At 65.6% G+C, this 23,983-nt stretch carries 23 protein-coding genes; 14 read left to right on the forward strand and 9 right to left on the reverse strand.

Features of this window, described 5'->3' with window-relative positions; genetic code table 11:
- Positions 1 to 117: 117 nt before the first annotated feature.
- Positions 118 to 804, forward strand: a complete 687-nt coding sequence (locus AAC645_RS11150) for an SDR family oxidoreductase (protein ID WP_340316029.1) — start codon at positions 118 to 120, stop codon at positions 802 to 804.
- 22 nt (positions 805 to 826) lie between these two features.
- Here the strand turns inward: AAC645_RS11150 and AAC645_RS11155 are convergent, their stop codons facing one another.
- Together AAC645_RS11155 and AAC645_RS11160 are read right to left on the reverse strand one after the other, a co-directional pair.
- Positions 827 to 1,636, reverse strand: coding sequence for a sugar phosphate isomerase/epimerase family protein (locus AAC645_RS11155; protein WP_340316030.1), 810 nt, complete (start codon positions 1,634 to 1,636; stop codon positions 827 to 829).
- The gene (locus tag AAC645_RS11160; protein ID WP_340316031.1) at positions 1,633 to 2,811 is read right to left on the reverse strand and encodes an aromatic ring-hydroxylating oxygenase subunit alpha; all 1,179 of its coding nucleotides are present in this window, start codon (positions 2,809 to 2,811) and stop codon (positions 1,633 to 1,635) included. The genes AAC645_RS11155 and AAC645_RS11160 overlap by 4 nt, the downstream gene beginning before the upstream one ends.
- A gap of 118 nt (positions 2,812 to 2,929) precedes the next feature.
- On the opposite strand from AAC645_RS11160, the gene AAC645_RS11165 reads away from it, so the two are divergent.
- Both AAC645_RS11165 and AAC645_RS11170 read left to right on the forward strand, forming a co-directional pair.
- Complete coding sequence (locus AAC645_RS11165; RefSeq protein ID WP_340316033.1) at positions 2,930 to 4,591, forward strand: AMP-binding protein; 1,662 nt, start codon at positions 2,930 to 2,932, stop codon at positions 4,589 to 4,591.
- Positions 4,592 to 4,706: 115 nt separating this feature from the next.
- Positions 4,707 to 5,465, forward strand: coding sequence for an SDR family NAD(P)-dependent oxidoreductase (locus tag AAC645_RS11170; RefSeq protein WP_340316035.1), 759 nt, complete (start codon positions 4,707 to 4,709; stop codon positions 5,463 to 5,465).
- A 30-nt stretch (positions 5,466 to 5,495) separates the two neighbouring features.
- Here AAC645_RS11170 and AAC645_RS11175 read toward each other — a convergent pair whose 3' ends face one another.
- Both AAC645_RS11175 and AAC645_RS11180 read right to left on the reverse strand, forming a co-directional pair.
- Positions 5,496 to 6,212 carry an SDR family NAD(P)-dependent oxidoreductase gene (locus AAC645_RS11175; protein WP_340316037.1) on the reverse strand — a complete coding sequence of 239 codons (717 nt, stop codon included), beginning with the start codon at positions 6,210 to 6,212 and terminating at the stop codon, positions 5,496 to 5,498.
- 8 nt (positions 6,213 to 6,220) lie between these two features.
- Complete coding sequence (locus tag AAC645_RS11180) at positions 6,221 to 7,234, reverse strand: NADP-dependent oxidoreductase (RefSeq protein WP_340316039.1); 1,014 nt, start codon at positions 7,232 to 7,234, stop codon at positions 6,221 to 6,223.
- Between the two features lie 147 nt (positions 7,235 to 7,381).
- On the opposite strand from AAC645_RS11180, the gene AAC645_RS11185 reads away from it, so the two are divergent.
- Positions 7,382 to 9,652 (forward strand): TonB-dependent receptor, encoded by a 2,271-nt coding sequence (locus tag AAC645_RS11185; RefSeq protein WP_340316041.1) that lies wholly within the window; start codon positions 7,382 to 7,384, stop codon positions 9,650 to 9,652.
- 69 nt (positions 9,653 to 9,721) lie between these two features.
- Complete coding sequence (locus AAC645_RS11190; protein WP_340316043.1) at positions 9,722 to 10,486, forward strand: SDR family NAD(P)-dependent oxidoreductase; 765 nt, start codon at positions 9,722 to 9,724, stop codon at positions 10,484 to 10,486.
- Between the two features lie 9 nt (positions 10,487 to 10,495).
- Here AAC645_RS11190 and AAC645_RS11195 read toward each other — a convergent pair whose 3' ends face one another.
- From AAC645_RS11195 to AAC645_RS11205, 3 genes are read right to left on the reverse strand one after another with little or no spacing between them, the layout of a single operon-like run.
- Positions 10,496 to 11,506, reverse strand: coding sequence for an NADP-dependent oxidoreductase (locus AAC645_RS11195; RefSeq protein ID WP_340316045.1), 1,011 nt, complete (start codon positions 11,504 to 11,506; stop codon positions 10,496 to 10,498).
- A 41-nt stretch (positions 11,507 to 11,547) separates the two neighbouring features.
- On the reverse strand, positions 11,548 to 11,976 hold the full coding sequence (locus tag AAC645_RS11200) for a nuclear transport factor 2 family protein (protein ID WP_340316046.1): 429 nt from the start codon (positions 11,974 to 11,976) through the stop codon (positions 11,548 to 11,550).
- A 28-nt stretch (positions 11,977 to 12,004) separates the two neighbouring features.
- A complete protein-coding gene (locus AAC645_RS11205) occupies positions 12,005 to 13,012 on the reverse strand; it encodes an NADP-dependent oxidoreductase (protein ID WP_340316047.1) in 1,008 nt (335 codons plus the stop codon).
- Between the two features lie 121 nt (positions 13,013 to 13,133).
- Between AAC645_RS11205 and AAC645_RS11210 the strand changes: the two genes are divergently transcribed.
- Positions 13,134 to 13,535 (forward strand): nuclear transport factor 2 family protein, encoded by a 402-nt coding sequence (locus AAC645_RS11210; protein WP_340316048.1) that lies wholly within the window; start codon positions 13,134 to 13,136, stop codon positions 13,533 to 13,535.
- A 16-nt stretch (positions 13,536 to 13,551) separates the two neighbouring features.
- Here the strand turns inward: AAC645_RS11210 and AAC645_RS11215 are convergent, their stop codons facing one another.
- Complete coding sequence (locus AAC645_RS11215; protein ID WP_340316050.1) at positions 13,552 to 14,136, reverse strand: MgtC/SapB family protein; 585 nt, start codon at positions 14,134 to 14,136, stop codon at positions 13,552 to 13,554.
- On the opposite strand from AAC645_RS11215, the gene AAC645_RS11220 reads away from it, so the two are divergent.
- The 3 genes from AAC645_RS11220 to AAC645_RS11230 all read left to right on the forward strand — a co-directional run bounded on the left by AAC645_RS11220 (position 14,135) and on the right by AAC645_RS11230 (position 18,281).
- Positions 14,135 to 14,281: a hypothetical protein gene (locus AAC645_RS11220; protein ID WP_340316051.1), complete on the forward strand. Its 147-nt coding sequence runs from the start codon at positions 14,135 to 14,137 to the stop codon at positions 14,279 to 14,281. The two genes, AAC645_RS11215 and AAC645_RS11220, sit on opposite strands and share 2 nt — an antisense overlap.
- A gap of 66 nt (positions 14,282 to 14,347) precedes the next feature.
- Positions 14,348 to 14,662 (forward strand): DUF1905 domain-containing protein, encoded by a 315-nt coding sequence (locus tag AAC645_RS11225; protein WP_340316053.1) that lies wholly within the window; start codon positions 14,348 to 14,350, stop codon positions 14,660 to 14,662.
- 58 nt (positions 14,663 to 14,720) lie between these two features.
- Complete coding sequence (locus AAC645_RS11230) at positions 14,721 to 18,281, forward strand: hydantoinase B/oxoprolinase family protein (protein ID WP_340316055.1); 3,561 nt, start codon at positions 14,721 to 14,723, stop codon at positions 18,279 to 18,281.
- Between the two features lie 306 nt (positions 18,282 to 18,587).
- On the opposite strand, the gene AAC645_RS11235 is transcribed toward AAC645_RS11230, so the two are convergent.
- On the reverse strand, positions 18,588 to 19,454 hold the full coding sequence (locus tag AAC645_RS11235) for an alpha/beta fold hydrolase (RefSeq protein WP_340316057.1): 867 nt from the start codon (positions 19,452 to 19,454) through the stop codon (positions 18,588 to 18,590).
- A gap of 111 nt (positions 19,455 to 19,565) precedes the next feature.
- Here AAC645_RS11235 and AAC645_RS11240 point away from each other — a divergent pair, with 111 nt between their 5' ends.
- The 5 genes from AAC645_RS11240 to AAC645_RS11260 all read left to right on the forward strand — a co-directional run bounded on the left by AAC645_RS11240 (position 19,566) and on the right by AAC645_RS11260 (position 23,978).
- Positions 19,566 to 20,540, forward strand: coding sequence for a bile acid:sodium symporter family protein (locus AAC645_RS11240; protein ID WP_340316059.1), 975 nt, complete (start codon positions 19,566 to 19,568; stop codon positions 20,538 to 20,540).
- Positions 20,541 to 20,570: 30 nt separating this feature from the next.
- On the forward strand, positions 20,571 to 21,446 hold the full coding sequence (locus tag AAC645_RS11245) for a metallophosphoesterase family protein (protein WP_340316061.1): 876 nt from the start codon (positions 20,571 to 20,573) through the stop codon (positions 21,444 to 21,446).
- A 234-nt stretch (positions 21,447 to 21,680) separates the two neighbouring features.
- Positions 21,681 to 22,718, forward strand: coding sequence for an adenosine deaminase (locus AAC645_RS11250; protein WP_340316177.1), 1,038 nt, complete (start codon positions 21,681 to 21,683; stop codon positions 22,716 to 22,718).
- A 58-nt stretch (positions 22,719 to 22,776) separates the two neighbouring features.
- Positions 22,777 to 23,289, forward strand: coding sequence for a phosphoribosyltransferase (locus AAC645_RS11255; RefSeq protein WP_340316063.1), 513 nt, complete (start codon positions 22,777 to 22,779; stop codon positions 23,287 to 23,289).
- 47 nt (positions 23,290 to 23,336) lie between these two features.
- Positions 23,337 to 23,978, forward strand: coding sequence for a peptidylprolyl isomerase (locus tag AAC645_RS11260; protein ID WP_340316065.1), 642 nt, complete (start codon positions 23,337 to 23,339; stop codon positions 23,976 to 23,978).
- The last annotated feature ends 5 nt before the right edge of the window (positions 23,979 to 23,983 follow it).

Genomic DNA, 23,983 nt, shown 5'->3' on the forward strand with positions numbered 1-23,983 from the left:
AACAGGAGGCTCGCCCGGCGGGGCGGCCGTGCTCGCAAACTGGCCGGACTAATAGTTTACCCGGGCAGATGCCGGTCGCAGTGTAGCAGCCGGGAATAAGAAGGAAGGATGCCCTCGATGGCTTATGTTGCAATTACCGGCGCGGCGCGCGGAATCGGTTTCGAACTGGCGAGGCAGCATCTGGAGGCAGGAGACCATGTCTTCGCGCTGGTGCGGAATCCCGCGGCGGCAGACCGGCTGAACGCCCTGGCAGCGGCATCCGGCGGGCTTCTGACCGTCCACGCCATGGATGTGGGAGACGATGCCTCGGTCAAGGCGGGAGCGGCGGCCACCGGCAATGGCCACATCGACCTGCTCTACAATGTCGCCGGCGTCGGCGGCGTGATGACGCCCGAACTCGACAGCGTGGATTGGGACGCGTGGGACGATGTCTTCAACATCATGGTCAAGGGTCCCCTGCGTGTCCTGCAGGCGTTTCTGCCGCGGCTCGATCCGGGTTCGAAGGTGATCAATTTCTCCAGCCAGGTGGGCGCATCGACCTGGCCCTATGGCGGCCTCTACGCCTATGCGGCAGCGAAAGCTGCGCTGGGCAGGCTGATGCGGTCCGTCGCCACAGACCTGAAGCCGCGCGGGATCATCGTCGGCATCATCCATCCCGGTTATGTGAAGACCGACATGGGCGGGCCGGGGGCGGAAATCACGCCCGAGGAAAGCGCAGCCGGCGTGCGCAAGGTCGTCGCAGGCTGGACGCTCGAGCAATCGGGGGATTTCTACAAGTGGAATGGCGAGCCCCACCCCTGGTGAAGCGCAACGACGCCGTGTCCGGTCAGGCGTGGGCTTCGAGCCAGCGCCTGGTCGCGCCGGCGACCGCCCTGGCCCGGAGCACCGGATCGCCGAACGCCTCGCGCAGTGCGCGCGACCGTAGTTCGATCGACAGTGGAATGTCGGCCGGGAGAGCGTCAAGCAAGGCTGCGAGCGGCAGGCCGCCTTCGCCGCATTGCTCGCGCAGATCGATTGCGTCGGTGATCACCGCAGCGAAATCCGCCGGGTCGGGCCGCTCCGGGCGCGCATCGCAGAACTGGGCGTAAGGCAGCAAGGCGGGATCGACGGCGGCGATCTCCTCGATCGAACTTCCCGAACGATCGACATGGATCGGATCGACCAGCAACGCGCGCAGCGGATGCCCCACCTGATCGAGCACGGCCAATGCGCTGCGCAGATTCTTCACTTCGGTGAACACGCCGAACTCCAGCGCCACGCGCATCCCCGACGGCTCGGCATGGCGGCACAGCTCGGCGAGCCGCGCGGCGGTACGGGCATGGTCCGGATCCGAAGAGACGCACAGCACATTGGCTGCACCGAGCTCCATCCCCACATCGATGACCTTGCGGTGCTCGTCCATCGCGCTGTCCGGCTTCAGCCAGATGACCTCGACATCCAGCACCGGCAGCCCGGCATCGTCTCTCGCCGACCGCACCTGGCGCACCAGCGCTGGCGTCCAGTCCCCCGGCTCGACCCACAGGCCGACCGCATCGAACCCGGCGCCAGCCGCCGCCCGGATCGTGTCGACCGGGCCAAACTCGGGCACTACGCCGGAGGCCAGCGCGATGGGCCGCGACCCGCCGGAGCCGATCACATCACAGGCTCGACCGCCGAGGGATCATCTTCCAGATACCAGTTCAGCCATTCATGGAAATACTGGTTCGCGCGCTCGTTGCGGCCGAACACCAGATGGTCATGAGCGCCGGAATCCAAGCCCTTCTGTATCTCGAGTCCTATCACATAATCCTCGGTATAGGTGACATCACTGAAGAAGTTGATGGCAGCTTCGGTCGCTAACCGGTCTTCCTCGTCGCGGATCGGCTCGCGGCGCAGATAGTTCAGCACGGTGCGATTGCGATCGGGCGTCGGCCCGGGGAAGATCTGGGCGACCTGGGTTATTTCGGGAGCGATGAAAATCGCGACATTGGGGAAGAAGACCCGCACGAAATCGAAGCCGTTATTTTCCTGCAGACCCCAGCTCTCGCGCGGGAGCGGCCGCAGCGCCTCGGCAATCCGGCGCTGCGGAAAACCGATGCGGATGTTGGGACCGAAGCCCTCGTAATGCATGCAGTTGGACGGGGTGCGCGTCGCGATGGTTTGGGGATGGAGCGAGGCGAAGTGATAGCCTTCGAGATAGCCGTCGAACGCTATCTTCCAATTCGCTCCCTCGATCGTGCGCGAGCCGAGATAGGACCATCCGGCGAAGTCCAGCGCTTCGAAATCCTCGAGGAGCCCGCGGAAATGGCGATCCAGATCGAGCAGGCCGTTCGGCGTGAGGCTTGCGAAGATCATGCCCGCGCGTTCCTCGCAAGGCAGTTCGCGCAAGCCGCGTTCGGCCTTGTCGACCTCGCCGAAGGTGCTGGCTTCGGCCACGGCGAGAAGCCTGCCGTCCTGTCCGTAGGTCCAGCCGTGATATTTGCAGGTGAAGCGCGCGCAGTTGCCATGCCCATCGTTCGCGACCGGCGCGCCGCGGTGAGCGCAGACATTGAGGAATGCCCGCACCTTGCCCGCCTTGTCGCGGTTGATGAGCACGGGCATGCCGACCGCTTCCATAGCCTTGTAGTCACCCGGATTGGGCAACTCGGCGGTGAACGCCAGCATCAATGGCGCCCGTTTGAAAACCAGTTCCATTTCGGCGAGCCACTGGTCGCGATCGGTGTAGCTGGCCGTGGGAACGTCCAGCGTCTTCGCGCCCTGGTGAGTCTTCCTGTTCTCGACATAATCGAGCATGATTTCGGCGACCTCGCCGACGCGCTGGATATGATCCACGATCTTCTCCCGATATTGTTAGTCGAAGCGGATTTCAGCAGAGCATGCACAGCCCGACAAGCTGGGACAGGTGACAGGTACGGTCCCTGATCGCCAGCTTGTCTTTTGGCCAGTTGGCATGGCCGGGCAGACGGAGCAGCCAGACGCCATGGAAGAGAGGATACCCCCGCCCTGGGCCTGGCTGAGCATCCCGGCGCCGCATCATGCCGCCTATGCCGGCAGCGGTCTGTGGGACGAGCGCACGATCGCGGACCAGGCTTTCGCGCTGGCCGACGCGGACCCCGACTTCGTCGCCTTCATCGACGCCGAGGCGCAGCTCACCCGCGCCGAACTGATCGCGGATGCCGAAGCACTGGCGGCCGGATTACATCGTCGAGGCCTCCGGAGCGGCGACGTCGTCGCCTTCCAGATCCCCAACTGGCGAGAGGCGGCAGTCATCAACCTGGCGGCGGCGCTCTCGAACCTGATCGTCAATCCGATCGTGCCGATCTACCGCGACCATGAAGTCACGTCGATGCTCGGCGACTGCCGCGCCCGGGCCTTCTTCGTTGCCGACCGGTTCCGCGATTTCGACTTCGCTGCCATGGCACAGCGCGTACGAGCGGCCCTGCCCGATCTCACGCATGTGTTCACCGTGCGTGGCGCAGGGGCGGATGATTATGCGGCACTGCTGGCCGAAGGACGAGGGGTGGCGTTTGCGCGACCGCGCGTCGACCCTCTCGGCGTCAAGCTGATCCTCTACACGTCGGGTACGACAGGGCGACCCAAGGGCGTATTGCACAGCCATGTGACGCTGGCGCGCATCCTGCGGACCAGCGCCGCGCATTGGGGGATGGCCCCGGGCGCCGCTACGCTGATGCCATCGCCCGTCACCCATGTTTCCGGCTATGCCAACGGGCTGGAGGCGCCTCTCGTGTGCGGAACACGCGCGGTGCTGATGGAAAGCTGGAATGCCCGTAAGGCGGTCACGCTGATCGACCGCCACAAGCTGGTCGGGACGGTTGCGGCAACGCCGTTTCTGGTGGAACTCGCCGCCGCCGCGCGGGAAAGCGGCAATCGCCTACCGTCGTTTCGCTTCTTCGCATGCGGCGGCGCAGCGGTGCCCGGCGACCTGATCTCTGCAGCCAACACAGCCTTCGCCAACGCCCGCGCCTTCCGGGTGTACGGTGCCTCCGAAGTCCCGCTCGTCAGTTTCGGCTGGCCGCAGGACGAGGTGCTGGCCGCGACGACCGACGGCGAGGTCGTGGACTATCAGGTGCGCATCGTGGACCATGACGATCATGAGCTGCCCGACGGCGAGGAGGGCGAAATCCTTGCGCGCGGACCCGGCATGTTCATGGGCTATGCCGATGCCGAACAGACCGCGGAGGCGATCACGCCCGACGGCTTCTTCCGCACCGGCGACCTGGGCACGCGCAGCCGGGACGGCGCGATCACCATCACCGGGCGCAAGAAGGATCTCATCATCCGCGGCGGCGAGAATATCTCGGCCCGGGAAATCGAGGAGGTGCTGCACCGGCATGGCGACGTGCGCGAAGCCTGTGTGGTCGCCATGCCGCATCTGCGACTGGGAGAAGGCGTCTGTGCCTTCGTCATCCTTCGCGAGGGCGCCGATGCGGACGGCGCTGCGCTCGCGGCGCATGTCGCGGCCAGCGGTCTGGCCAAGCAAAAGATCCCCGAACGTTTCGAGTTCGTCACCGATTTCCCGCGCACCGCCTCCGGCAAAGTGCGCAAGGACCAGTTGCGCGCCGAAATACGGGAGCTGCTTGCCAGGCCTTGAGCCGATCCGGCGACAAGATGCGGACGCGCCCGATCCTGATCAAAAGGCGAGTGGTGCAGGCAGGGACCGCCAGCGACAACCGAGCGCTACGGAAAAATGGACGAGAGGACGCATCATGGATCTGGGACTCAAGGGCAAGAAGGTCATCCTGACCGGCGGCAGCCGCGGCATCGGCCGCGCAGCGGTGGAGATCTTCGCTGAAGAAGGTTGCGATATCGCGTTCTTCTCGCGCAGCGCCGAAGGCGTGGCGCAGACCGTGGAGTCGCTCTCGCGGCATGGCGGCAAGATCATCGGCGAGGCGCTCGATATGAGCGATCACGAAGCCTATACCGCCTGGCTGAAATCGGCGGCGGACCGGCTGGGCGGCTGCGACATCTTCGTGCCCGGCGCCAGTGCTTCCGGCTCGGGCGCGACGGGCGACTGGGACATGTGCTTCAATGCCGACGTCAAGGGCACGGTGCTCGGCTGCGAGACGCTGCAGCCCTATCTCGAAACGTCCGGCGCCGGCTCGATCGTCATGATGTCCAGCACCGCAGCCTTCGAGAATTTCATCGTCCCGCAGGCTTTCAACGCGCTGAAGGCGGCGTTGCTCACCTATTCGTCGCAGCTCGGCCAGGCGCTTGGGCCCAAAGGCATCCGCGTCAATGCAGTGTCGCCCGGTCCGATCGCCTTTCCGGGCGGCAACTGGGAAGCGATCAAGGCGGCGGCGCCCGAACTCTACCAGGCGACCGAGGCAAGCTTTGCGCTGGGCCGCTGGGCCGCGCCCGATGAGGTGGCCAGGACGATCGTGTTTCTCGCGAGCCCTGCATCTTCCTATACAACGGGCACCAATGTCGTGATCGATGGCGGCTATACCAAGCGGGTCCAGTTCTGACAGTCGTTTGCTGCGATCGGAGGGAGGCGGCTATTGCCGGGTCATTGCGCCGCCATCGACGAAGAAGCCCTGTCCGGTCATGAACCGCGCGTCGTCGGAGGCGAGGAAGGCGATGACATCGGCGATGTCATCCGCCTGCCCGAGCCGGCCGAGCGGCGCCTTGTTTTCCCAATATGTCCTGAACTCCGGCATCTGGCTGAAGGCCGGCGCCGTCATGGGCGTGTCGATGGCGCCGGGCTGCAGGCAGTTGGCCGTGATGCCGAACGGACCCAGCTCGCATGCGATCGACCGGGTCATTCCGAGCACGGCATGCTTCGATGCGCCATAGGCGACCAGCCCGGCGTCGCCGAAACGCGCCAGCGTCGAGCCGATGGTGACGATGCGGCCATGGCCGGACCGCTTCAGCGCCGGCACCGCATCCCGGATCAGGCGAAAGACCGCGGTGACGTTGACCGCCAGAACGCGGTCGAAATAGGCGTCGTCATGCCCTTCGAGCGGGTGGAAGGCGCTGATGCCTGCACAGGGCACGAGGATGTCCAGCCCGCCATGTCGTTCGATCGTCTCGGCGACCAGCTGGGCATTGATACCCGCCGCGGTAACGTCGGCATGACGATCGACACCGCCCTTCAGATCGACCGAATAGACCCGCGCGCCATCGGCGGCGAGGCGCTTCGCCGTAGCCGCACCGATCCCCGAGCCTGCGCCGGTCACCAGTGCTACGCGCCCTTCAAGGCGCCTGTCCCGCATCGCAGGCATCAGGCGACCTTCAACACCAGCTTGCCGCTGTTGGCTCCGGTGAACAGGCGCATGAAGGCGGCAAAGGCATTCTCCAGCCCCTCCTGCACATCCTCGTCCATGCGGAGTTTGCCTTCGGCCATCCACTGCGCCATCTGCGCCCCGCCTTCGCCGAACCGGTCGAGATAGGCTGCGATCAGAAAGCCGTGGATCGTGGCTTGCTTGACCAGCACCTGCCACAGGTTGCGGATACCGACTTTCTCGGGCGAATTATATTCGCTGATAAGTCCGCACAGGACGACGCGAGCGCGCGGCGCCAGGTTCATCAGTTCCGCGTCCATCACCACGCCACCGACATTCTCGAACACGATGTCGGCGCCATCGGGTGCAGCAGCGGCAATCTCGGCAGCCAGTCGATCGACCGGCTTTCCCTTATAGTCGATCGCTGCGTCGAAGCCGAAATCGTCGATCAATCTCCGGCATTTCTCGGCACCACCGGCAATGCCGATCACGCGGCAACCCATGATCTTGCCGATCTGGCCGACGACCGACCCGACGGCTCCGGCCGCTCCCGAGATCAACAGGGTTTCCCCCGCTTTCGGCCGGGCGGTGTCGAGCAGGCCGAAATAGGCCGTCAGCCCCACGGCGCCCATGGCGGACAGGAAGCTTGCCGGGCTCGGCGCCTGGGAGATGTCGATCCGGCTGGTGAATCCGCCCGGGGCTACTACCGAATAATCCTCCACAGCGTTGAGGCCCATCACCCAGTCGCCGGGCTGGAAATCAGGGTTCGCCGAGGCATGGACGACGCCGACGGTGGTCGCCCGCACCGGATCGCCCAGCGCGATCGGCGGCATGTAGCTCGGCGCATCGTCCATCCAGCCGCGCTGCGCAGGATCCAGCGAGATATAATGGTTGCGGACGACGAAGCTGCCCGGTGCAGGCGGCAGCACGGGCTCTTCGGCGAGGCGGAAATCCTCAGGCACGGGCATGCCTTGGGGACGGCGGATCAGAAGGAATCGTCGGTTCATGAGCATCTCTATTCTCCCATGCAGCACATGGTCGCCGATGTTGCCGTAACGAAGTACCTGTAACAAATCCCAGTAGGGCCACCCAGGCCAAGTCGGTAGAACTATCGGAAAGATATCCGCCCAGAAGCGATGCTGACAAAAGGTGAGGAACTCATGAGAGCGATATTTGCGCGCCCGGCCATTCTCTCGGCGCTCGTCACCACATCACTGGCGGGCTACGCGATACCTGCTTTTGCGCAGGCAGCAACTGAGAGCACCGCTGCGGCAGGGGCCACCGATGGCAACGAGATCATCGTTTCCGCCCGCCGCCGCTCCGAAACGCTGCAGGAAACGCCCGTCGCGATAACCGCGATCAACGCCGCCATGCTCGAAAACAAGGCCTCCACCAATATCGGCGATCTGCAAGGCGCCGCGCCGAACCTCTTGATCACGCAGCAGAACTCCGGCGCGCAAGCCGCCAACCTGTCGATCCGCGGCCTCACCTATGCCGATATCGAAAAGTCACAGGAGCCGACCGTCGGCGTGGTGGTCGACGGCGTGTTCATCGGCACCAACACCGGCCAGTTGCTCGACTTCTTCGACATCGAGCAGATCGAAGTGCTGCGCGGCCCGCAGGGCACGTTGTTCGGCCGCAACACCATCGGCGGCGTCATCAATATCCAGCGCACCCGTCCAACCATGACGACAGGGGGCAGGTTCGAGGCATCCTACGGCAAGTTCGGCACATGGGCGACGCGCGCGGTGGCCAATGTCGGCGATGGCGAGACGATCGGCCTGAAGGGCTTCTTCTTCCACAATGAGTCCGACGGTTTTTATCGCAATGGAGTGACCGGCAAGCGCACCGGCGGCGTCAACAACGATAATTTCGGCGCCTCGCTGCTGTTCAAGCCACGCGAGAGCAACTTCGATGCGCTGCTGACGCTCGAGAAGCAGAACCAGACGTTCGACGTGGTGAACAGCAATATCGCCCGGACGGGTGAAGTGTTCTGTTCGTTCGAGCCGGCGGAACAGTGCAACCGCAACACCACCGGCGATCTCTACACCGTCTTCAATAGCCCGGCGTCGAGCAAATATAGCGCGCCCGCCGCCACGCTGGAAACGAACCTCGATCTCGGTGCCGTCAAACTGACGTCCATCACTGGATATCGGAAATCGCGGGAGACACAGACGCAGGATTTCGACGCCTCGACGGCAGATCTCTATTATGTGTATCGTAAGCAGCATTACCGGCAGTTCAGCCAGGAGCTGCGTGCTTCCGGCAAGATCGGTTCGTCGTTCGATTATGTGGTCGGCGGCTATTATTTCAATTCGCGCTATGACCTGACCCAGTGGACGCGCCTGTTCGGCTTCAACACGGCGATCGATCCCAGGGTCGCCGACCTCAACCCGCAGACCGTTATCGGCCACACCAAATCCTATGCGGTGTTCGGTGACTTCAACTGGGCGTTCGCGGATCGCTGGCGCCTGTCCTTCGGCGGTCGGTACACCCATGACAAGAAAGAATTGTCGAACAGCTTCGCCCAGACCGGCGTCGTCGGCAACGGCAAGGGAAGCTTCAATAAGTTCACGCCGAAGATCGGCGTCGACTTCCGCCCCAACGACGATGTCATGGTCTATGCCAGCTGGTCGCGGGGATATCGCTCGGGCGGCTTCAGCCCGCGCGCGGCGACGGCGGAGACGGCGGGGACGCCCTACGCGCCCGAGACGGTCGACAGCTATGAGGCCGGCGCCAAGCTGAACCTGCTCGATCGCAAGCTGCAGTTCAACGTTGCAGGCTTCGTATCGAAATATAAGGATCTTCAGCAGAACACGACGATCCCGGGCGGACCGACCGGTAACCAGACGATCACCTCGAACGTCGGTTCTGCAACGATCAAGGGCATCGAGCTGGATGTCACGCTACGCCCGGTCGAAGGGCTCAGATTGATGGCGACGATGGGTTTGCTCGACAGCAAGTTCAAGAATTTCATCGTCGGCAATATCGCGCCGGTGGGCGGGGCGATCGTCCCGTTCGACTATTCGGCCAACAATCCGATCTACAGTCCGAAATTCTCCGGCTCGGTGAGCGCGGAATATACGATGCCGACATCCTTCGGCAAAGTCGTGACCTCGGTCGGCCTGCGCCACATCAGTCCCTATGACCAGCAAATCTCGCTGGGCGCGCTCAGCGGCAACCTCACCACCGGCCCGGTGATCGTCAACGGCAATGATCCGCGCGTCCGTACCGATACGCAGAACCTGCTCGACGCCAGCATCACGGCCAATTTCACGCTGGGCAACACCGATGCCTATCTGACGCTGTTCGGTCGGAACCTGCTCGACGACAAGGGCACAACAGCCGCCTTCACGGTGGCCGGCCTGTGGTCCTTCGCTTCGGCGCGCGAGCCGCGAACCTATGGCGCCACCGTCGGCGTGAAGTTCTGATCGTCTGCATTCGCCAACCTCGGGGGCGCCGGCGGATCGCCTGTGCCCCCGCTCTTTTCGGGAACCCCAATGAATCGTCTCGCAGGCAAGATCGCGCTCGTAACCGGCGGCGCTTCGGTGCCCGGTCTCGGCAGCGCAACCGCGCGCTGTTTCGCGCAGGAAGGCGCGATCGTCTATGTCACCGACCGTGACGGCGCCGGCGCAGAGGCGGTGGCGCAGTCGATCCGCGATGCCGGCGGCAAGGCCCGCGCGCACGCGCATGACGTGACCAGCGAGGCCGACTGGGATGCGGTCATGGCCGCGATCCACGCGGAGGAAGGCCGCCTCGACGTGCTGGTCAACAATGCCGGAATAGCCGTGCTCGGGCCGCTGGAAGGCGTGACCACGGACGATTGGCGCCGTCAGCTCAACGTCAATCTGGATAGCGTATTTTTCGGCTGCCAACGGGCCGTTGCGGCGATGCGCGCGTCCGGTCGCGGCGGCTCGATCGTGAACATCTCGTCGGTGCTTGGCCTCATCGGCGTACCGGGCTGTACCGCCTATGCCGCGGCGAAGGGCGGCGTGCGCCTGATGACCAAGACCATCGCGCTCGAGTGCGCCACCGACGCGATCCGGGTGAACTCGGTCCATCCCGGCATGATCGCGACCAATATCCAGGGCGACGCTCTCGCGGACAATGCCGAGAATTACGACGCGACGATCGCGCTCATCCCTATGCGGCGCATGGGAGCGCCCGAGGACATCGCCTATATGAACCTGTTCCTCGCCAGCGATGAATCCAGCTATGTGACCGGCGCCGAGTTCGTGGTCGATGGCGGCATGGTCGTCGGATAAGGATCGCGATCAGCCCGGCAGGCGAACGAGGACCTTGCCGATGTGGCGGCCGGCCAGCATCGCGCCATAAGCCTCCAGCGTGTTTTCGATCCCGGCATATTCCGCGAAGCGCGTCGCAAGCCGGCCTTCGTGCAGCCATTGCTGCAGTCGAGGCATGAACTCCGCGCCGCGCTGCAGGAAATCGGGGATGAAGAAGCCTTCGATCCGCAGGCGCCGCATCAGCACCTGATCGAACTGCGCCGGCCCGGGGAGCGGCGCGTCATTGTCGTAGGCCGCCACCATGCCGCACACCGCGACACGGCCATAGAGCGCCATGTTGGGCAGGACGGCGTCGAGCAGCGGCCCGCCGACATTGTCGAAAAAACCATGCACGCCGCCATCGATCGTGGCGAGTTCGGACGCGACATCCTGGTTGCGATAGTCGATCGCCCTATCGACGCCGATCTCGTCGCGAAGATAGCGGCACTTCTCCGGGCCGCCCGCGATCCCGACCACGCGGGCGCCGAGATTGCGGCCGATCTGGCAGGCCAGGCTGCCCGTCGCGCCAGCAGCAGCCGAGACCGCCAGCCATTCCGACGGCCTGATCCGAGCCACTTCCGCCACGCCGACATAGGCGGTCCAGGCGTTCAGTCCCAATGCCCCGAAATGCTGGCGAGGGTCGGCGACACCGTCGTCCACCACCTCCAATCCGGCGGCAGCGGGCAGTACCGTCGAATATTCCGCCCATTGGCCGAACCCCCGCACCAGCGCGCCTTCGGCGAAGCGGGGATCGCGGCTCTCGCACACCCGCCCGAGGCACAGCCCGACCATGCGGCTGCCGAGCGGCAATGGCGGTTGATAGCCGTCTGTGCGCGGGCTCATCCACATCCGCGTTCCGGCGTCCATCGAAAGCCACTGCGCCGCCACCCGCACCTCGCCCTCCGCCAGCGGCGGCAGGACCTCGCATTGCAGGCTGAGCGCAGCGGCAAAATCCTGGCCTCGCGGGTGGCGGTCGAGCTGCCAGAAGCGGTTGCTAGCCATATTAGAGCCGCATCCTCGGACCGATGCCGGTCCGCACCGCTTCAAACCCCTTTCGGGGCATGCTGGCGATGGATGTTGCGGAACGACCGGCTGCTGAACAGCCAGCGGCCATCGACCTTGACGCAGACATCTTCATAGGCGCCGAGGTCGCGCATGGTGACGTCGCCCTGGTCATAGACTTCCGACGTATAGCTGCGCATCGTCGCGCGATCTCCATCGACCTCGATGGCGCCGGGCCAGGCCTGGAATATGATACCGGGATAGGCCTTCATCGCCTCGGTCCACATGGCGACGATGGCGTCGCGCCCGCGCGTGACGCCGATTTCCGGATAATCGGGCAGTGACCATTCACTGTCTTCGGCCCAGGCCGAGCCCCAGGCCACAGGATCGCAGCGGATTACGGCATCGGCATAGGTTTCCAGCAGTTCGCGTATGGCGAGACGATCTTCGGCTGGGCCGGTAAAGGACATGGCAGGCTCTCCTAAGGCTTGTTCTCGATCAGATCAGGACCAGCGTCTTGCCGATCGTCCTGCCCGACATCAGGTCGATGAACGCCTCGGGCAGCGTTTCGAATCCGGATCGAACATTGGCGAGCGGCTTCAGCCGGCCATCGGCCACCCAGCCGTCCAATTCGCGTTGCGCATCTTCCAGGACGTCGGGATAATCATAGGTGATGAAGCCCTCCATACGGATGCGGTTGACCACCAGCTGCCACAGCGTCGTCACGCCGTGGGGCCGGTCGGCATCGTTGTACTGGCCGATCATCCCGCACACCGCCACGCGGCCGTGGAGCCGCATCAACGGCAGGATCGCTTCGAGCGTTTCCCCGCCGACATTGTCGAAATAGACGTCGATTCCTTCGGGCGCGGCGCGCGCGATTTCCGCCGCGATATCGGGCGTCGCGCGATAGTCGATCGCGGCGTCGAAGCCGAGATCGCGAATGACGCGCGCTTTCTCGGCCGATCCGACGAGACCGACGACCTTGCAGCCGCGCGCCTTCGCAATCTGACCGACCGTCGACCCGGTAGCGCCGGCGGCCGCGCTCACCACGACCGTCTCGCCGGGCTTTGCCTGCCCCACCGCAAACAGCCCCACCCAGGCGGTCAGACCGACCGGGCCCAGCGCCCCCATATAATGGTGCAACTCCGCGCCAGGACGCGGATTGACCGCTTCCAGCCCCAGCGCATCGTCCCCGATCACATAATGGTCCGACCATGTCGCAAAGACTCGCACCATCGTGCCAACCGGCCACGCCGGATTGTTGGACTGCACGATCTCGCCCAGCGACATGCCGCTGACCGGCGCGCCGAGGGCGACCGGCGGCAAATAGCTCGGCCGATCGTCGAGAAAGCCGCGGGTTGCCGGATCGACCGAGCCGACGCGCATCCTGACGAGCATTTCCCCCGGGCCGGGCTCAGGCATCGGCGCTTCGGCCAGCGCAAAGTCGTCGGCAACGGGGATGCCGATCGGCCGGCGGGCGAGGATGATCTGGCGGATGCGGTTCATGGCAAGGATCCTAGCCGCAAAGCTGCCGGCGCAAGGCTAGCCATATCGCTAGGTTCACGGCGCGGCGCGTTGGCGGAGAGATGGCAGGCACGACAAGACGGCAGCGCGCAGGAGAAAAAACATGACCATGTCGGCCTCGGACATGCTTCAACTCGTCGACAATCTCTACGCGGCGGCCGGCGCGGGAAACTGGGATGCCGCAGCGTCCATGCTCACCGACGATTTCTTCGTGACCGAAGCGGACTCGTTGCCGATGGCCGGCGTCTATCGCGGACGAAATGCCCTTCGCGATCTCTATGGGAAGGTCATGGGCATGATGGATGTCGCTGCACTGGATCGGGTGCAGACGACCGTCGGCGGCGATGTCGTGGTCGCCGTGCTGGTGTTCAGGTTCGCCGATCCTGCCCTGGCGCCCGCCGAATTGTGCGAACTGTTCAAGTTTCGCGACGGGAAATGCTGTGAGATCAGACCCTATTATTTCGATCCCGACACCGTCATTGCGGCCTGCCGCGCGAAGACATAGTCCGGCTCCGCCCGCTTCATGGAGTCGTTTCGACCTTCTCCTCTGTCCCGCGCTCACCCGGGTCGGGTTTCAGCGGCCGCATGAACCAGAGCGTCGCCATGGTGAAGACCGCCAGCACGACCGCCACATCGTAGCTGCCGAGCCCGGCGGCCACGCCGATCGCGCCGGTGACCCACAGGCTGGCGGCGGTGGCGGTGCCCCTGACGGAGTTACGCTGCTGCAGGATCGCGCCGCCGCCGAGAAAGCCGATACCGCCGATCACGCCTTCGAGCACGCGCGCCATCGCACCGGCATCGTCGGTGGTCAGCACCTCGACCGCCTCGACGAAGCCGCAACTAGCGACTGCCACCAGCGGAAACGTTCGGATTCCGGCGCTGCGCTCTTCCCGCTCGCGGTTCCAGCCGATCGGGAGCGCCAGCAGATAGGCGATGCTGAGCGCCAGCAAATGGGGGAAGAGATCGAAATGGTCGGTCATCCGGACACCTGGCAACGCGCCCGTCCAAACAGGCGCACCGGTCAACGCATTATCGGGGACATCGCTCCGATGCTGCGCGCCCTTCTCCACCGCAGAGCGTTGGGAGGCCGCGAGGAGAACAGACATGGCGGATTTGCCTGAGCCACCCGAAGACCCTGTGGAGTCCGACGCGGGCGAGCCCCGTCCTGCGTCCGACGACGACGCGACCGTCGATCCGATAGTCGAGGAGATTGAGGAGACCGGCGAGCCATCGGGCGGCAACTTCGCCTGATAGCCCGCGATTGCACGAGCCGCGTCAGGCATTGACGCAGGGGGCGACCCGGCACAGTGCTACGGCATGGGCAACAGCGACAGCTTCACGATCACAAGCGAAGTCTGGCTGTGGAAGCCGACATCGCGCCCGTCCGGGGCGGGCTGGCATTTCCTGACGATCGATGGCCAGATCGCCGCGGAAATCCGCTTCGCCGCGCTCGGCCGGACAGGCGGGTTCGGCTCGATCAAGGTCGAGGCGCGGATCGGCGGAACCTCCTGGACGACCTCCATCTTCCCGCAACGCGACAGCGGCGGCTTCATCCTGCCGATCAAGGCCGATGTGCGGAAACGCGAAGCGCTTGGCGCGGGCGACGTGGCGACGGTGGTGCTCAGGGTCTAGCCTGAGCCCAAGCTGTCCCGCGCTTGTCCCCCATCGGGTCGAGCGCTACCGCTGATCCGTGGCCTGGGACTTCTGGATCGATCGCGGCGGCACCTTCACGGACGTGGTGGCGCGTGACCCGCAGGGGCGGATCCATACCGCCAAGCTGCTCTCCGAGGATCCCGAGCGCTATGACGACGCCGCCGTCGCCGCGATCCGCCGGCTGACCGGCTGTCGCGATGGACCGCTGCCACCGCTCGCCGTGCGGATCGGGACGACCGTCGCCACCAACGCGCTGCTCGAACGCAAGGGCGAGCCTGTCCTGCTCGCCATCACCCGCGGTTTCGGCGACGCGCTGACCATCGGTTACCAGGACCGGCCGGACCTGTTCGCCCGCGCGATCCTCCGTCCTCCGCCGATCCATGCGCGCACTCTGGAAATCGAAGAGCGGGTTACGGCCGCGGGCGACGTGACGATCCCGCTCGACCTGGACAAGGCGCGGGCCGGTCTTGCCGCGGCCTTCGATGCGGGTCTGCGCGCGATCGCGATCGTGCTGATGCACGGCTACCGCCATGTGGCGCACGAGGCGGCGCTGGCCGCCCTCGCCCGCGACATCGGCTTCACCCAGGTCTCCGCGAGCCATCAGGTCGCGCCGCTGATCAAGCTCGTCGGGCGCGGCGATACCAGCGTGGTCGATGCCTATCTGTCGCCGGTGCTGCACCGCTATGTCGACGGCTTCTCGCAGGCGCTCGGTGCCGGGGCGGCGGCGCTGTTCATGCAGTCCAACGGCGGACTGGTCGAGGGCGGCGACTTTCGCGGCAAGGATGCGGTCCTCTCCGGTCCGGCGGGCGGCATCGTCGGCATGGCGCGCACTGCAGCCCAGGCCGGCTACGACCATGTCATCGGCTTCGACATGGGCGGCACATCCACCGACGTGTCGGTTTATGCCGGCCAATATGATCGCGAAACGGAGACGATGATCGCGGGCGCCCGCATCCGCGCACCGATGATGAAGATCCATACCGTCGCAGCGGGCGGCGGATCGATCTGCCGCTTCGACAATGGCCGCTTCCGGGTGGGCCCCGAATCCGCGGGCGCGATCCCCGGGCCGGCCTGTTATCGCCGCGGCGGGCCGCTGACCGTAACCGACTGCAATGTCATGCTCGGCAAGATCCAGCCCGATCACTTCCCGAGGCTGTTCGGCCTCGATGGAGACCAGCCGATCGACCGGGTTGCCGTCGAAGCGCGCTTCGCCGAGCTGATCGCCAAGGCTGGCGGCGGGATCGACGCGCGACGCCTGGCAGAGGGCCTCGTCGCCATCGCCGTCGCGAGCATGGCCAAGGCGATCAAGGCGGTGTCGATCGGCGCCGGCCATGATCCGGCGCGATTCACCCTCGCCTGCTTCGGGGGCGCCGCGGGCCAGCATGCCTGCCTGGTGGCCGACGCGCTGGCGATCGACCGGGTGATGATCCATCCGCTGGCCGGGGTGCTGTCGGCCTATGGCATTGGACTGGCCGACCGCAGCGTCATCCGCGAGCGCAGCATAGTGCTCGCGCTGGACGATGCTGCAGAAATTGCTGCAGCGGTGGCGGCGCTGTCGGCGGAGGCGCTGGCCGCCCTGCCCCTCGCCCGCCGCATCGATGCGACCGCGCATGTCCGGTACCCGGCCAGCGACAACAGCATCGCGGTGCCGCTCGGCGATGCTACAGCGATGCGGGCCGCGTTCGAGCGCGCCTTCGCCCAGCGCTTCGGCTTTGCCGGCCAGGGCGAGCCGGTCATCGAGATGCTGCGCGTCGAGGCGGCAATGCCCGGCGGAGAGGATGCCACGCAGGCCGCGGAGCTGCCGACCCGCTCCGCAACCCCGAGCGCGATCGTCCAGACATGGATGGCGGATGCTGCGCACAAAACGCCGCTGTTCGACCGTGCCGGCCTCGCGAGCGGCTTCGCTGTCGATGGACCTGCGCTGATCGTCGACAGCGTCGCCACCACCATCGTCGAACCGGGCTGGCGCGCAGAGGTCGACCGTCTCGGCAACCTGATCCTCACCCGCCATCTCCCGAGGCAGACCCGGCAGGACGCCGGCACCGCGGTCGATCCGGTGCGGCTGGAAATCTTCTCGGGCCTGTTCATGGGCATCGCCGAGGAGATGGGTGCCGCGCTGCGCCAGAGCGCGTCCTCGGTCAACATCCGCGAGCGGCTGGACTTCTCCTGCGCGCTGTTCGACGCCGCCGGCAAGCTGATCGCCAATGCGCCGCACATTCCGGTCCACCTCGGCTCGATGGGCGAGAGCATCCGCACGATCATCGCGCGCCGCGGCGGCGCGGCCGATGGCCGCGGCATGCGGCCTGGCGATGCCTATGCGCTCAACGCGCCCTATCAGGGCGGCACCCACCTGCCCGACATCACCGTCATCATGCCGGTGTTCGCCGGCAGCGACGGCACAGAGCCCGACTTCTTCGTCGCGGCGCGCGGCCATCATGCCGATATCGGCGGGATCAGCCCCGGCTCGATGCCGTCGAACAGCCGCAGCATCGACGAGGAGGGCGTGATCCTCGATAATGTCCTGCTCGTCGACGAGGGGCGGCTCTGCGAGGACGAGATCCGAAAATTGCTGCGCAGCAATCGCTGGCCGGCGCGCAACCCCGACCAGAATATCGCCGACCTGAGCGCCCAGGTGGCGGCGTGCACGCGGGGCGGCGAGGCGCTGCGGCGGCTGGCACGCGACTATGGGCGCGATGTGGTCGCTGCCTATATGGAGCATGTCCAGGCCAATGCCGAAGCGGCGGTGCGTACGCTGATCGGCGGGCTCGACGACGGCGAGCATGCGGTCGAGTTGGACAATGGGGCGGTCATCAGGGTCGCGGTCCGCATCGATCGCGCCGCCGGCACCGCCATAATCGACTTCACCGGCACCAGCGACCAGCTGCCGGGCAATTTCAATGCGCCGCTGTCGGTGGTCCGCGCCGCCGCGCTCTACGTCATGCGTATCCTGGTCGATGCGCCGATCCCGATGAACGACGGTTGCCTGCGCCCGGTGACGATGATCGTCCCGCCGGGCTCGATGCTCAACCCACGCTATCCTGCGGCGGTCGTCGCCGGCAATGTCGAGACCAGCCAGGCGATAACCGATGCGCTGCTCGGCGCGTTCGGCGCAATGGCGGGATCGCAGGGCACGATGAACAACTTCACCTTCGGCGACGAGACCCACCAATATTATGAGACGATCGCCGGCGGATCGGGCGCGGGCCCGGGCTTCGACGGAGCGGCGGCGGTGCAGACGCACATGACCAACAGCCGCCTGACCGATCCGGAGATACTGGAAACACGCTTCCCGGTACTGGTCGAGCAGTTCGCGATCCGGCACGGTTCGGGCGGCGACGGCGAACGGACCGGCGGCGACGGCGCAATCCGCCGCATCCGCTTCCTCGGTGCGATGCACGCCGACATATTGTCGAACCGGCGGCGGGTTGCGCCATCGGGGCTGGACGGCGGTAGCGATGGCGCGGTGGGCGTGAACCGGATCGAACGCGCGGACGGTTCGGCCGAGCTGCTCGGCGCGACCGGTGCAGCGGATATGGCGCCGGGTGACGTGTTCGTGATCGAGACGCCGGGCGGCGGCGGCTGGGGTAAGACGGGATGATCCCCTTCAACCGTCGCCCCAGCGGAGGCTGGGGCCCGTGTCTCTCACCTGCCAGCCGTCATCTGAGAAGAAAACGGACATGGACCCCAGCCTCCGCTGGGGCGACGCCGGAAAGGGGCGGTTCCTTCCGGTTGAACCGCTCATCCAGAGTAGCCATTGAGCTTGTCGAAATGGCGTATCGAAGGCCAAGCTGCGCCCCGCGCACCAGTGGCTCCTTCGATACGGGTCTTCGCCAAGCTCAGCCCCTGCTCAGGATGAGCGGATAACGATCCAACCAGGCTGAAATCAACTCTAGCCAATCAGGCGCTAGGCGCGCAGAAAATCCCGCACCATCGCGATGAAATCGGCCTGGCGATCATGGTGGACCCAATGGCCGGCGTCCTCGAAAACCTCGACCCTGGCATCGCGGAAATGGGCGGCGCGGCCGTCCACCGCCGGGTTGGAGGCCCAGCTCTGCGCACCATAGACCAGCAGTACCGGGCAGCTGATCGCCGCCCATAGGCGATGTTTCGTCTCGGTCGTGATGTCGAGCGCGGCTTCCTGCATCGCCGGATCATGCTTGGGCGTGGCGCTGCCATCCTCGTTCACCCGGACGGCATGGCGCGCCAGGTGCTCGGCCAGTTCCGGAGAGAGCCGCTCGTTCGCTTCCCGGAAGCGCGCCACCATCGCCGCCAGATCGGGATAGCGCCTTGGCACGAAGGCCGAACGCAGCGCGCGTTGCTCGACAAGATTGCGCAGCACGTCGACCGCATCGCGTTTCTCGCGCTCCGCCGTCAGCTTCGGCGACAGTCCCAATCCCTCGATATTCACCAGCTTCGTCACCCTGTCGGGATAGAGACCGGCGAAGCGCGTGACGATGTTGCCGCCGAGAGAATGGCCGACGAATGGGCAGGGCGGCAGATCGAGCGCCTTGGTCAGGGTCGTGAAATCCTGGACATGATCCACCAGATCATAGGCGCCGTCCGATGCCCAGTCGCTGTCGCCATGGCCGCGCAGATCGGGAACGATGACATGATAATCGTCGAGAAAGGCGGCAGCGACTGCATCCCAGCTGCGGCCATGATCGCGCCCGCCATGCTGGAGCACCAGCGGCGGCGCCAAGGGGTCGCCCCATTCGGTGATGTTGAGCTGGAGGCGCGAGGAGGTGATCCTGCGGGTGCGGGGCGTGGGCATGCAGCCGCCTTAGGAAAGAAGCCGGCGTGGTGTCGAGCAGGGATATGCGCGGGCGATCGATCCCGGCGTCATGCTTGACGCGACCGGTTCCCTCCCGGCATGGCCGTAACGATGCGCATCATCGAACGCCTGCTCAGGGGGCTCGACCCCTTTCTCTTCCTGCTGGTGCTCACGACGATCCTCGCGTCGTTGCTCCCGGCCAGAGGCGCGGCCGTCCCGCTGTTCGGCTGGGCGACCGACATGGCGATCATGCTGCTGTTCTTCCTCCACGGCGCCAAGCTGTCGCGTGAGGCGATCATGGCCGGCATCGGCAACTGGCGGCTTCACCTGCTCGTGCTCGCGTCGTCCTTCGTCCTTTTCCCGGTACTAGGATGGACGATCACGCGCAGCGCCGCCGGGTTCACCACCCCGGAAATCCTGTCCGGGCTGCTCTACCTGTCGCTGCTGCCATCGACGGTGCAATCCTCGATCGCGTTCACCGCCATGGCGCGCGGCAATGTGCCCGCGGCCGTCTGCAGCGCTTCGCTGTCGAACATCACCGGCATCCTGCTCACCCCTGTGCTGGTCGGGCTGCTGATCCATGTCGAGGGCAGCGCCCCCGGCGTTTCGCTCGATGCGATACAGGCCATCATGCTCCAGCTGCTGCTGCCCTTCCTGGTCGGCCATCTGATGCGGCCGCTGGTTCGCGGATTCCTCGATCGGCATCGGCGCGTGCTGATGCCGGTCGACCGCTCGTCGATCCTACTCGTCGTGTACACCGCTTTCAGCGCGGCGGTGGTCAACGGTATCTGGCAGCGGACCGAGGCTGTCGACCTGCTGGTGATCCTCGGGCTCTGCACGGTGCTGCTGGCGCTGGTCGTAACCATCAACCTGTTCGTGGCCCGTCGGATGAAGCTGCCGCGCGGCGACGAGATCGTGCTGCTGTTCTGCGGCTCCAAGAAGAGCCTGGTCTCGGGCGTGCCGATGGCCGGTGCGATCTTCGCGCCGGCGCAGGTCGGCGTGATCATCCTGCCGCTGATGATCTTCCACCAGCTCCAGCTGTTCGTGTGCGCGGTGATTGCGGCGCGCTATGCGCGCGATGAGTGAACCGGTTCGGCGCAGCTTCGTTCAGCGCACATGGCGCGCATCGCTCACCTGTCGGACATCCATTTCGGCGCCCATGATCCGCGGATCGTCAGCGCGACCGAGGCATGGCTGGAGAACAGGCGCCCCGACGTCGTCATCATCAGCGGCGACCTGACCCAAAGGGCGCGCGAGGAGCAGTTCCGCGCCGCCTCCGCCTGGCTCAACCGGCTGCGTGCGGCGGGCCTGCGGACATTGGTGATTCCGGGCAATCACGACATACCGCTCTATGATGTCGTGCGCCGGTTCGCGGCGCCGCTGGCGCGCTATGAACGCTACATCGCGAACGAGCTTTGCCCGTGGTTCGAGAACGACAAGGTCGCGGTGCTCGGCATCAACACCGCCCGCTCGCTGACCTTCAAGGACGGCCGCATCAACCGTCGGCAGATCGACCTGATGAAGCGCCGCTTCGCTGCGGTCGAGCCGCACAAGACGCGCATCCTGGTGACGCATCATCCGCTGTTCGCCATGCCGATCGGCGAGGGCGGCGAGCTGAGCGAGGCAGTCGGGCACCATGACGATGCGGTCAAGGCGGTCTGCGAGGCGGGCGTCCATATCGCGTTGGCCGGGCACTTCCACCGCACCTATGCCGAAGCCGCGCGCAAGATGGTCGCGAACGCCGGCTCGGCACTGGTCATCCAGGCCGGCACCGCCACGTCCACCCGCCTGCGCAACGACGAGCCGCAGAGCTTCAACTGGATCCACGCCCATCTCAACAGCGATATCATGCTGCAGGTGATGGTATGGGACGGCAACAGTTTCCAGGGCGGCGACGAGGTGCGCTACACCAGGCTTGGCGAGGACTGGACGTCGAGCGTCGCCAGCGCGGTGCCGCGCCCGGTGAAAGCCGGCGAGTTGGCGGCGCGGTAGCCCTCGATAAGGTGTGCCGATCCACACTCATCCCGTTCGTGTCGAGCGAAGTCGAGACACCGCTCGTATCGCTTGCGACCCGTCCCTCGACTTCGCTCGGGACGAACGGATCAAGTAAACGTCGCCCTGCTTCAAGGCGCATCGGCGAACCGCCGATACGCTTTTTGCGCCGCGCTGCTGTCGTGCCCTTCATATGGCTGGCGGGAGGCTGAACATGCTGTACCAATGGCGCGCATGACCGATCTCGCCGCCTTCGTCGCGGGCCTGCCCAAGGCCGAGCTTCATCTCCACATCGAGGGCAGCCTCGAGCCCGAGCAGATGTTCGCCTTTGCCCGGCGCAACCGCATCGACATCCCCTTTGGCAGCGTCGAGGAGTTGCGCGGCGCGTACAGCTTCTCGCGCCTCCAGGACTTTCTCGACATCTATTATCAGGGCGCCGACGTGCTGCGCACCGAGGAGGATTTCCGCGACCTCGCCATCGCCTATTTCGACCGCGCGGCCGCGGACAATGTCCGCCATGCCGAGATCTTCTTCGATCCACAGACCCACACCGATCGCGGCATCCCTTTCCAGGTGGTCGCCGATGGGCTGCTTGGGGGCATGGCCGAAGCCGAGACGAAGCATGGTCTCAGCTCGAAGCTGATCCTGTGTTTCCTGCGCCACCTCGACGAAGAGGCCGCCTTTGCCACGCTCGCGGCAGCGGAGCCCTGGCTGGACCGGATCGCCGCGGTCGGTCTGGATTCCTCCGAACTTGGCCATCCCCCGTCCAAATTCGCGCGGGTTTTCCAGCGGGCCGGCGCGATGGGGCTGCGGCGCGTCGCCCATGCCGGCGAGGAGGGGCCGCCGGACTATATCCACGAGGCACTCGACCTGCTCCACATCGACCGGCTCGACCATGGCAATCGCGCGCTCGAGGATGCGGCGCTGACGACGCGGCTGGCACGGTCGGGCATGACCCTGACCGTCTGCCCGCTCTCCAACCTCAAGCTGTGCGTGGTCGACGATATCGCCGCGCATCCGATCGAGCGAATGCTGCGGCTCGGCCTGCGGGCGACGGTGAACTCGGACGATCCCGCCTATTTCGGCGGCTATGTAAACGATAATTATCGCGCGCTGATCCCCGCCGGAAAGCTCGACGCGCAGGATTTCGCGGCGCTGGCCCGCAACAGTTTCCTAGGCTCGTTCCTCGATGACGCGGATGTCGCCGGGCATTTGGCCGCATTCGATGCTTATGTGGCGAGTGTGCCGACACAAAATGGCTCGTCATCCTGAAATAAATTCAGGATGACGACGAAATGAGTTTCAGCGAACCAGCACCAAGGAACCGCTCATGCCGACCCTCACCCCCGTCGACCAGCCCGAGTTCCTCACCGCGATCCATTATATCGCGGCGCGGATCAAGGAGAGCGGCTGGACGCCCGACTTCATCATCGGCGTCGGCCGCGGCGGGCTCACGCCCGCGGTCTATCTCAGCCATGCGACCGGCCTGCCGATGCTGTCGATCGACCATAGCTCGCACCTGCCCGACTTTTCCGCCGAACTGCTGGTCAAGCTGGCCGGACGCAGCCTTACCGACCGGCTGCTGTTCGTGGACGACATCAACGACAGCGGCGGAACCATCGCCCATCTCAAGGCGGGCCTGGCCGAAGCGGGCGCCAATCTCGAGAATGTCCGCTTCGCCATGCTGATCGACAATGTCGTCTCGGCCGAGCATGTCGACTATCGCTTCCGCACGATCGACCGCTCGATCAACAAGGACTGGTTCGTGTTCCCATGGGAGCAGGTCTCCCCGGTCGCGAAGGTGATCGAGGACGCGGCGGTGGTGCCGGCGCGGCTCGCTTAGATCGCTGGGATATTGAACGCGGCGGCAGACAGGCTAGCTTCTGCGTCATGAAAATCGCCCGACTCGCCCTTGCGCTGCTCTGCGCACTGCCGCTCCCCGCCGTCGCGCAGGATGTAGCGCCGCCGCCGGTCGCCGCACCGGCGCCGAAGCCTGCCACGGTCAAGGTCAGCCTGTTGACCAGCGAAGGGCCAATCCTGCTCGAGCTCGAGAAGGAGCGCGCGCCGATCACCACCGGCAACTTCCTGCGCTATGTCGACGCGAAGCGGTTCGACAACATGACCTTCTATCGCGCCGTGAACGTGCCGAACGCGCCCGAACTGGGCCTCGTGCAGGGCGGCGTACATTATGACCCGCGCAAGATGTTCCCGACCATCGCGCACGAGCCGACCACCAAGACCGGCGTGCTCCATGGCGACGGGACGATCTCGATGGCCCGCAGCGCGCCGGGCACGGCGGCGGGCGACTTCTTCATCACGATCGGCCAGATGGATTATATGAACGCCGATCCTTCCGCGCCCGGCGACAATGCCGGCTATGCGGCCTTCGGCCATGTCGTCGAGGGGATGGACGTGGTGAAGCGCATCCTCGCCGCGCCGCGCTCGCCCACGCTGGGCGAAGGCATGATGAAGGGCCAGATGCTCGCCGCCCCGGTCAAGATCATCAGCGCGCGGCGGGTCGTTACGAAGTAGCGGCC

The organism is Rhizorhabdus argentea (assembly GCF_037861105.1).
GTDB classification, from domain to species: domain Bacteria; phylum Pseudomonadota; class Alphaproteobacteria; order Sphingomonadales; family Sphingomonadaceae; genus Rhizorhabdus; species Rhizorhabdus argentea.

Excerpts from the sequence above, each read along its gene's own strand:
- AAC645_RS11150 (WP_340316029.1), top strand. The coding sequence starts at position 118 with ATGGCTTATGTTGCAATTACCGGCGCGGCGCGCGGAATCGGTTTCGAA.
- AAC645_RS11180 (WP_340316039.1), bottom strand. The coding sequence starts at position 7,234 with ATGCTCATGAACCGACGATTCCTTCTGATCCGCCGTCCCCAAGGCATG.
- AAC645_RS11200 (WP_340316046.1), bottom strand. The coding sequence starts at position 11,976 with ATGTCCTTTACCGGCCCAGCCGAAGATCGTCTCGCCATACGCGAACTG.
- AAC645_RS11245 (WP_340316061.1), top strand. The coding sequence starts at position 20,571 with ATGGCGCGCATCGCTCACCTGTCGGACATCCATTTCGGCGCCCATGAT.
- AAC645_RS11190 (WP_340316043.1), top strand. The coding sequence starts at position 9,722 with ATGAATCGTCTCGCAGGCAAGATCGCGCTCGTAACCGGCGGCGCTTCG.
- AAC645_RS11170 (WP_340316035.1), top strand. The coding sequence starts at position 4,707 with ATGGATCTGGGACTCAAGGGCAAGAAGGTCATCCTGACCGGCGGCAGC.
- AAC645_RS11210 (WP_340316048.1), top strand. The coding sequence starts at position 13,134 with ATGACCATGTCGGCCTCGGACATGCTTCAACTCGTCGACAATCTCTAC.
- AAC645_RS11215 (WP_340316050.1), bottom strand. The coding sequence starts at position 14,136 with ATGTCTGTTCTCCTCGCGGCCTCCCAACGCTCTGCGGTGGAGAAGGGC.
- AAC645_RS11175 (WP_340316037.1), bottom strand. The coding sequence starts at position 6,212 with ATGCGGGACAGGCGCCTTGAAGGGCGCGTAGCACTGGTGACCGGCGCA.
- AAC645_RS11255 (WP_340316063.1), top strand. The coding sequence starts at position 22,777 with ATGCCGACCCTCACCCCCGTCGACCAGCCCGAGTTCCTCACCGCGATC.
- AAC645_RS11185 (WP_340316041.1), top strand. The coding sequence starts at position 7,382 with ATGAGAGCGATATTTGCGCGCCCGGCCATTCTCTCGGCGCTCGTCACC.
- AAC645_RS11195 (WP_340316045.1), bottom strand. The coding sequence starts at position 11,506 with ATGGCTAGCAACCGCTTCTGGCAGCTCGACCGCCACCCGCGAGGCCAG.
- AAC645_RS11205 (WP_340316047.1), bottom strand. The coding sequence starts at position 13,012 with ATGAACCGCATCCGCCAGATCATCCTCGCCCGCCGGCCGATCGGCATC.
- AAC645_RS11220 (WP_340316051.1), top strand. The coding sequence starts at position 14,135 with ATGGCGGATTTGCCTGAGCCACCCGAAGACCCTGTGGAGTCCGACGCG.
- AAC645_RS11235 (WP_340316057.1), bottom strand. The coding sequence starts at position 19,454 with ATGCCCACGCCCCGCACCCGCAGGATCACCTCCTCGCGCCTCCAGCTC.
- AAC645_RS11250 (WP_340316177.1), top strand. The coding sequence starts at position 21,681 with ATGACCGATCTCGCCGCCTTCGTCGCGGGCCTGCCCAAGGCCGAGCTT.
- AAC645_RS11165 (WP_340316033.1), top strand. The coding sequence starts at position 2,930 with ATGGCCGGGCAGACGGAGCAGCCAGACGCCATGGAAGAGAGGATACCC.
- AAC645_RS11240 (WP_340316059.1), top strand. The coding sequence starts at position 19,566 with ATGCGCATCATCGAACGCCTGCTCAGGGGGCTCGACCCCTTTCTCTTC.
- AAC645_RS11225 (WP_340316053.1), top strand. The coding sequence starts at position 14,348 with ATGGGCAACAGCGACAGCTTCACGATCACAAGCGAAGTCTGGCTGTGG.
- AAC645_RS11260 (WP_340316065.1), top strand. The coding sequence starts at position 23,337 with ATGAAAATCGCCCGACTCGCCCTTGCGCTGCTCTGCGCACTGCCGCTC.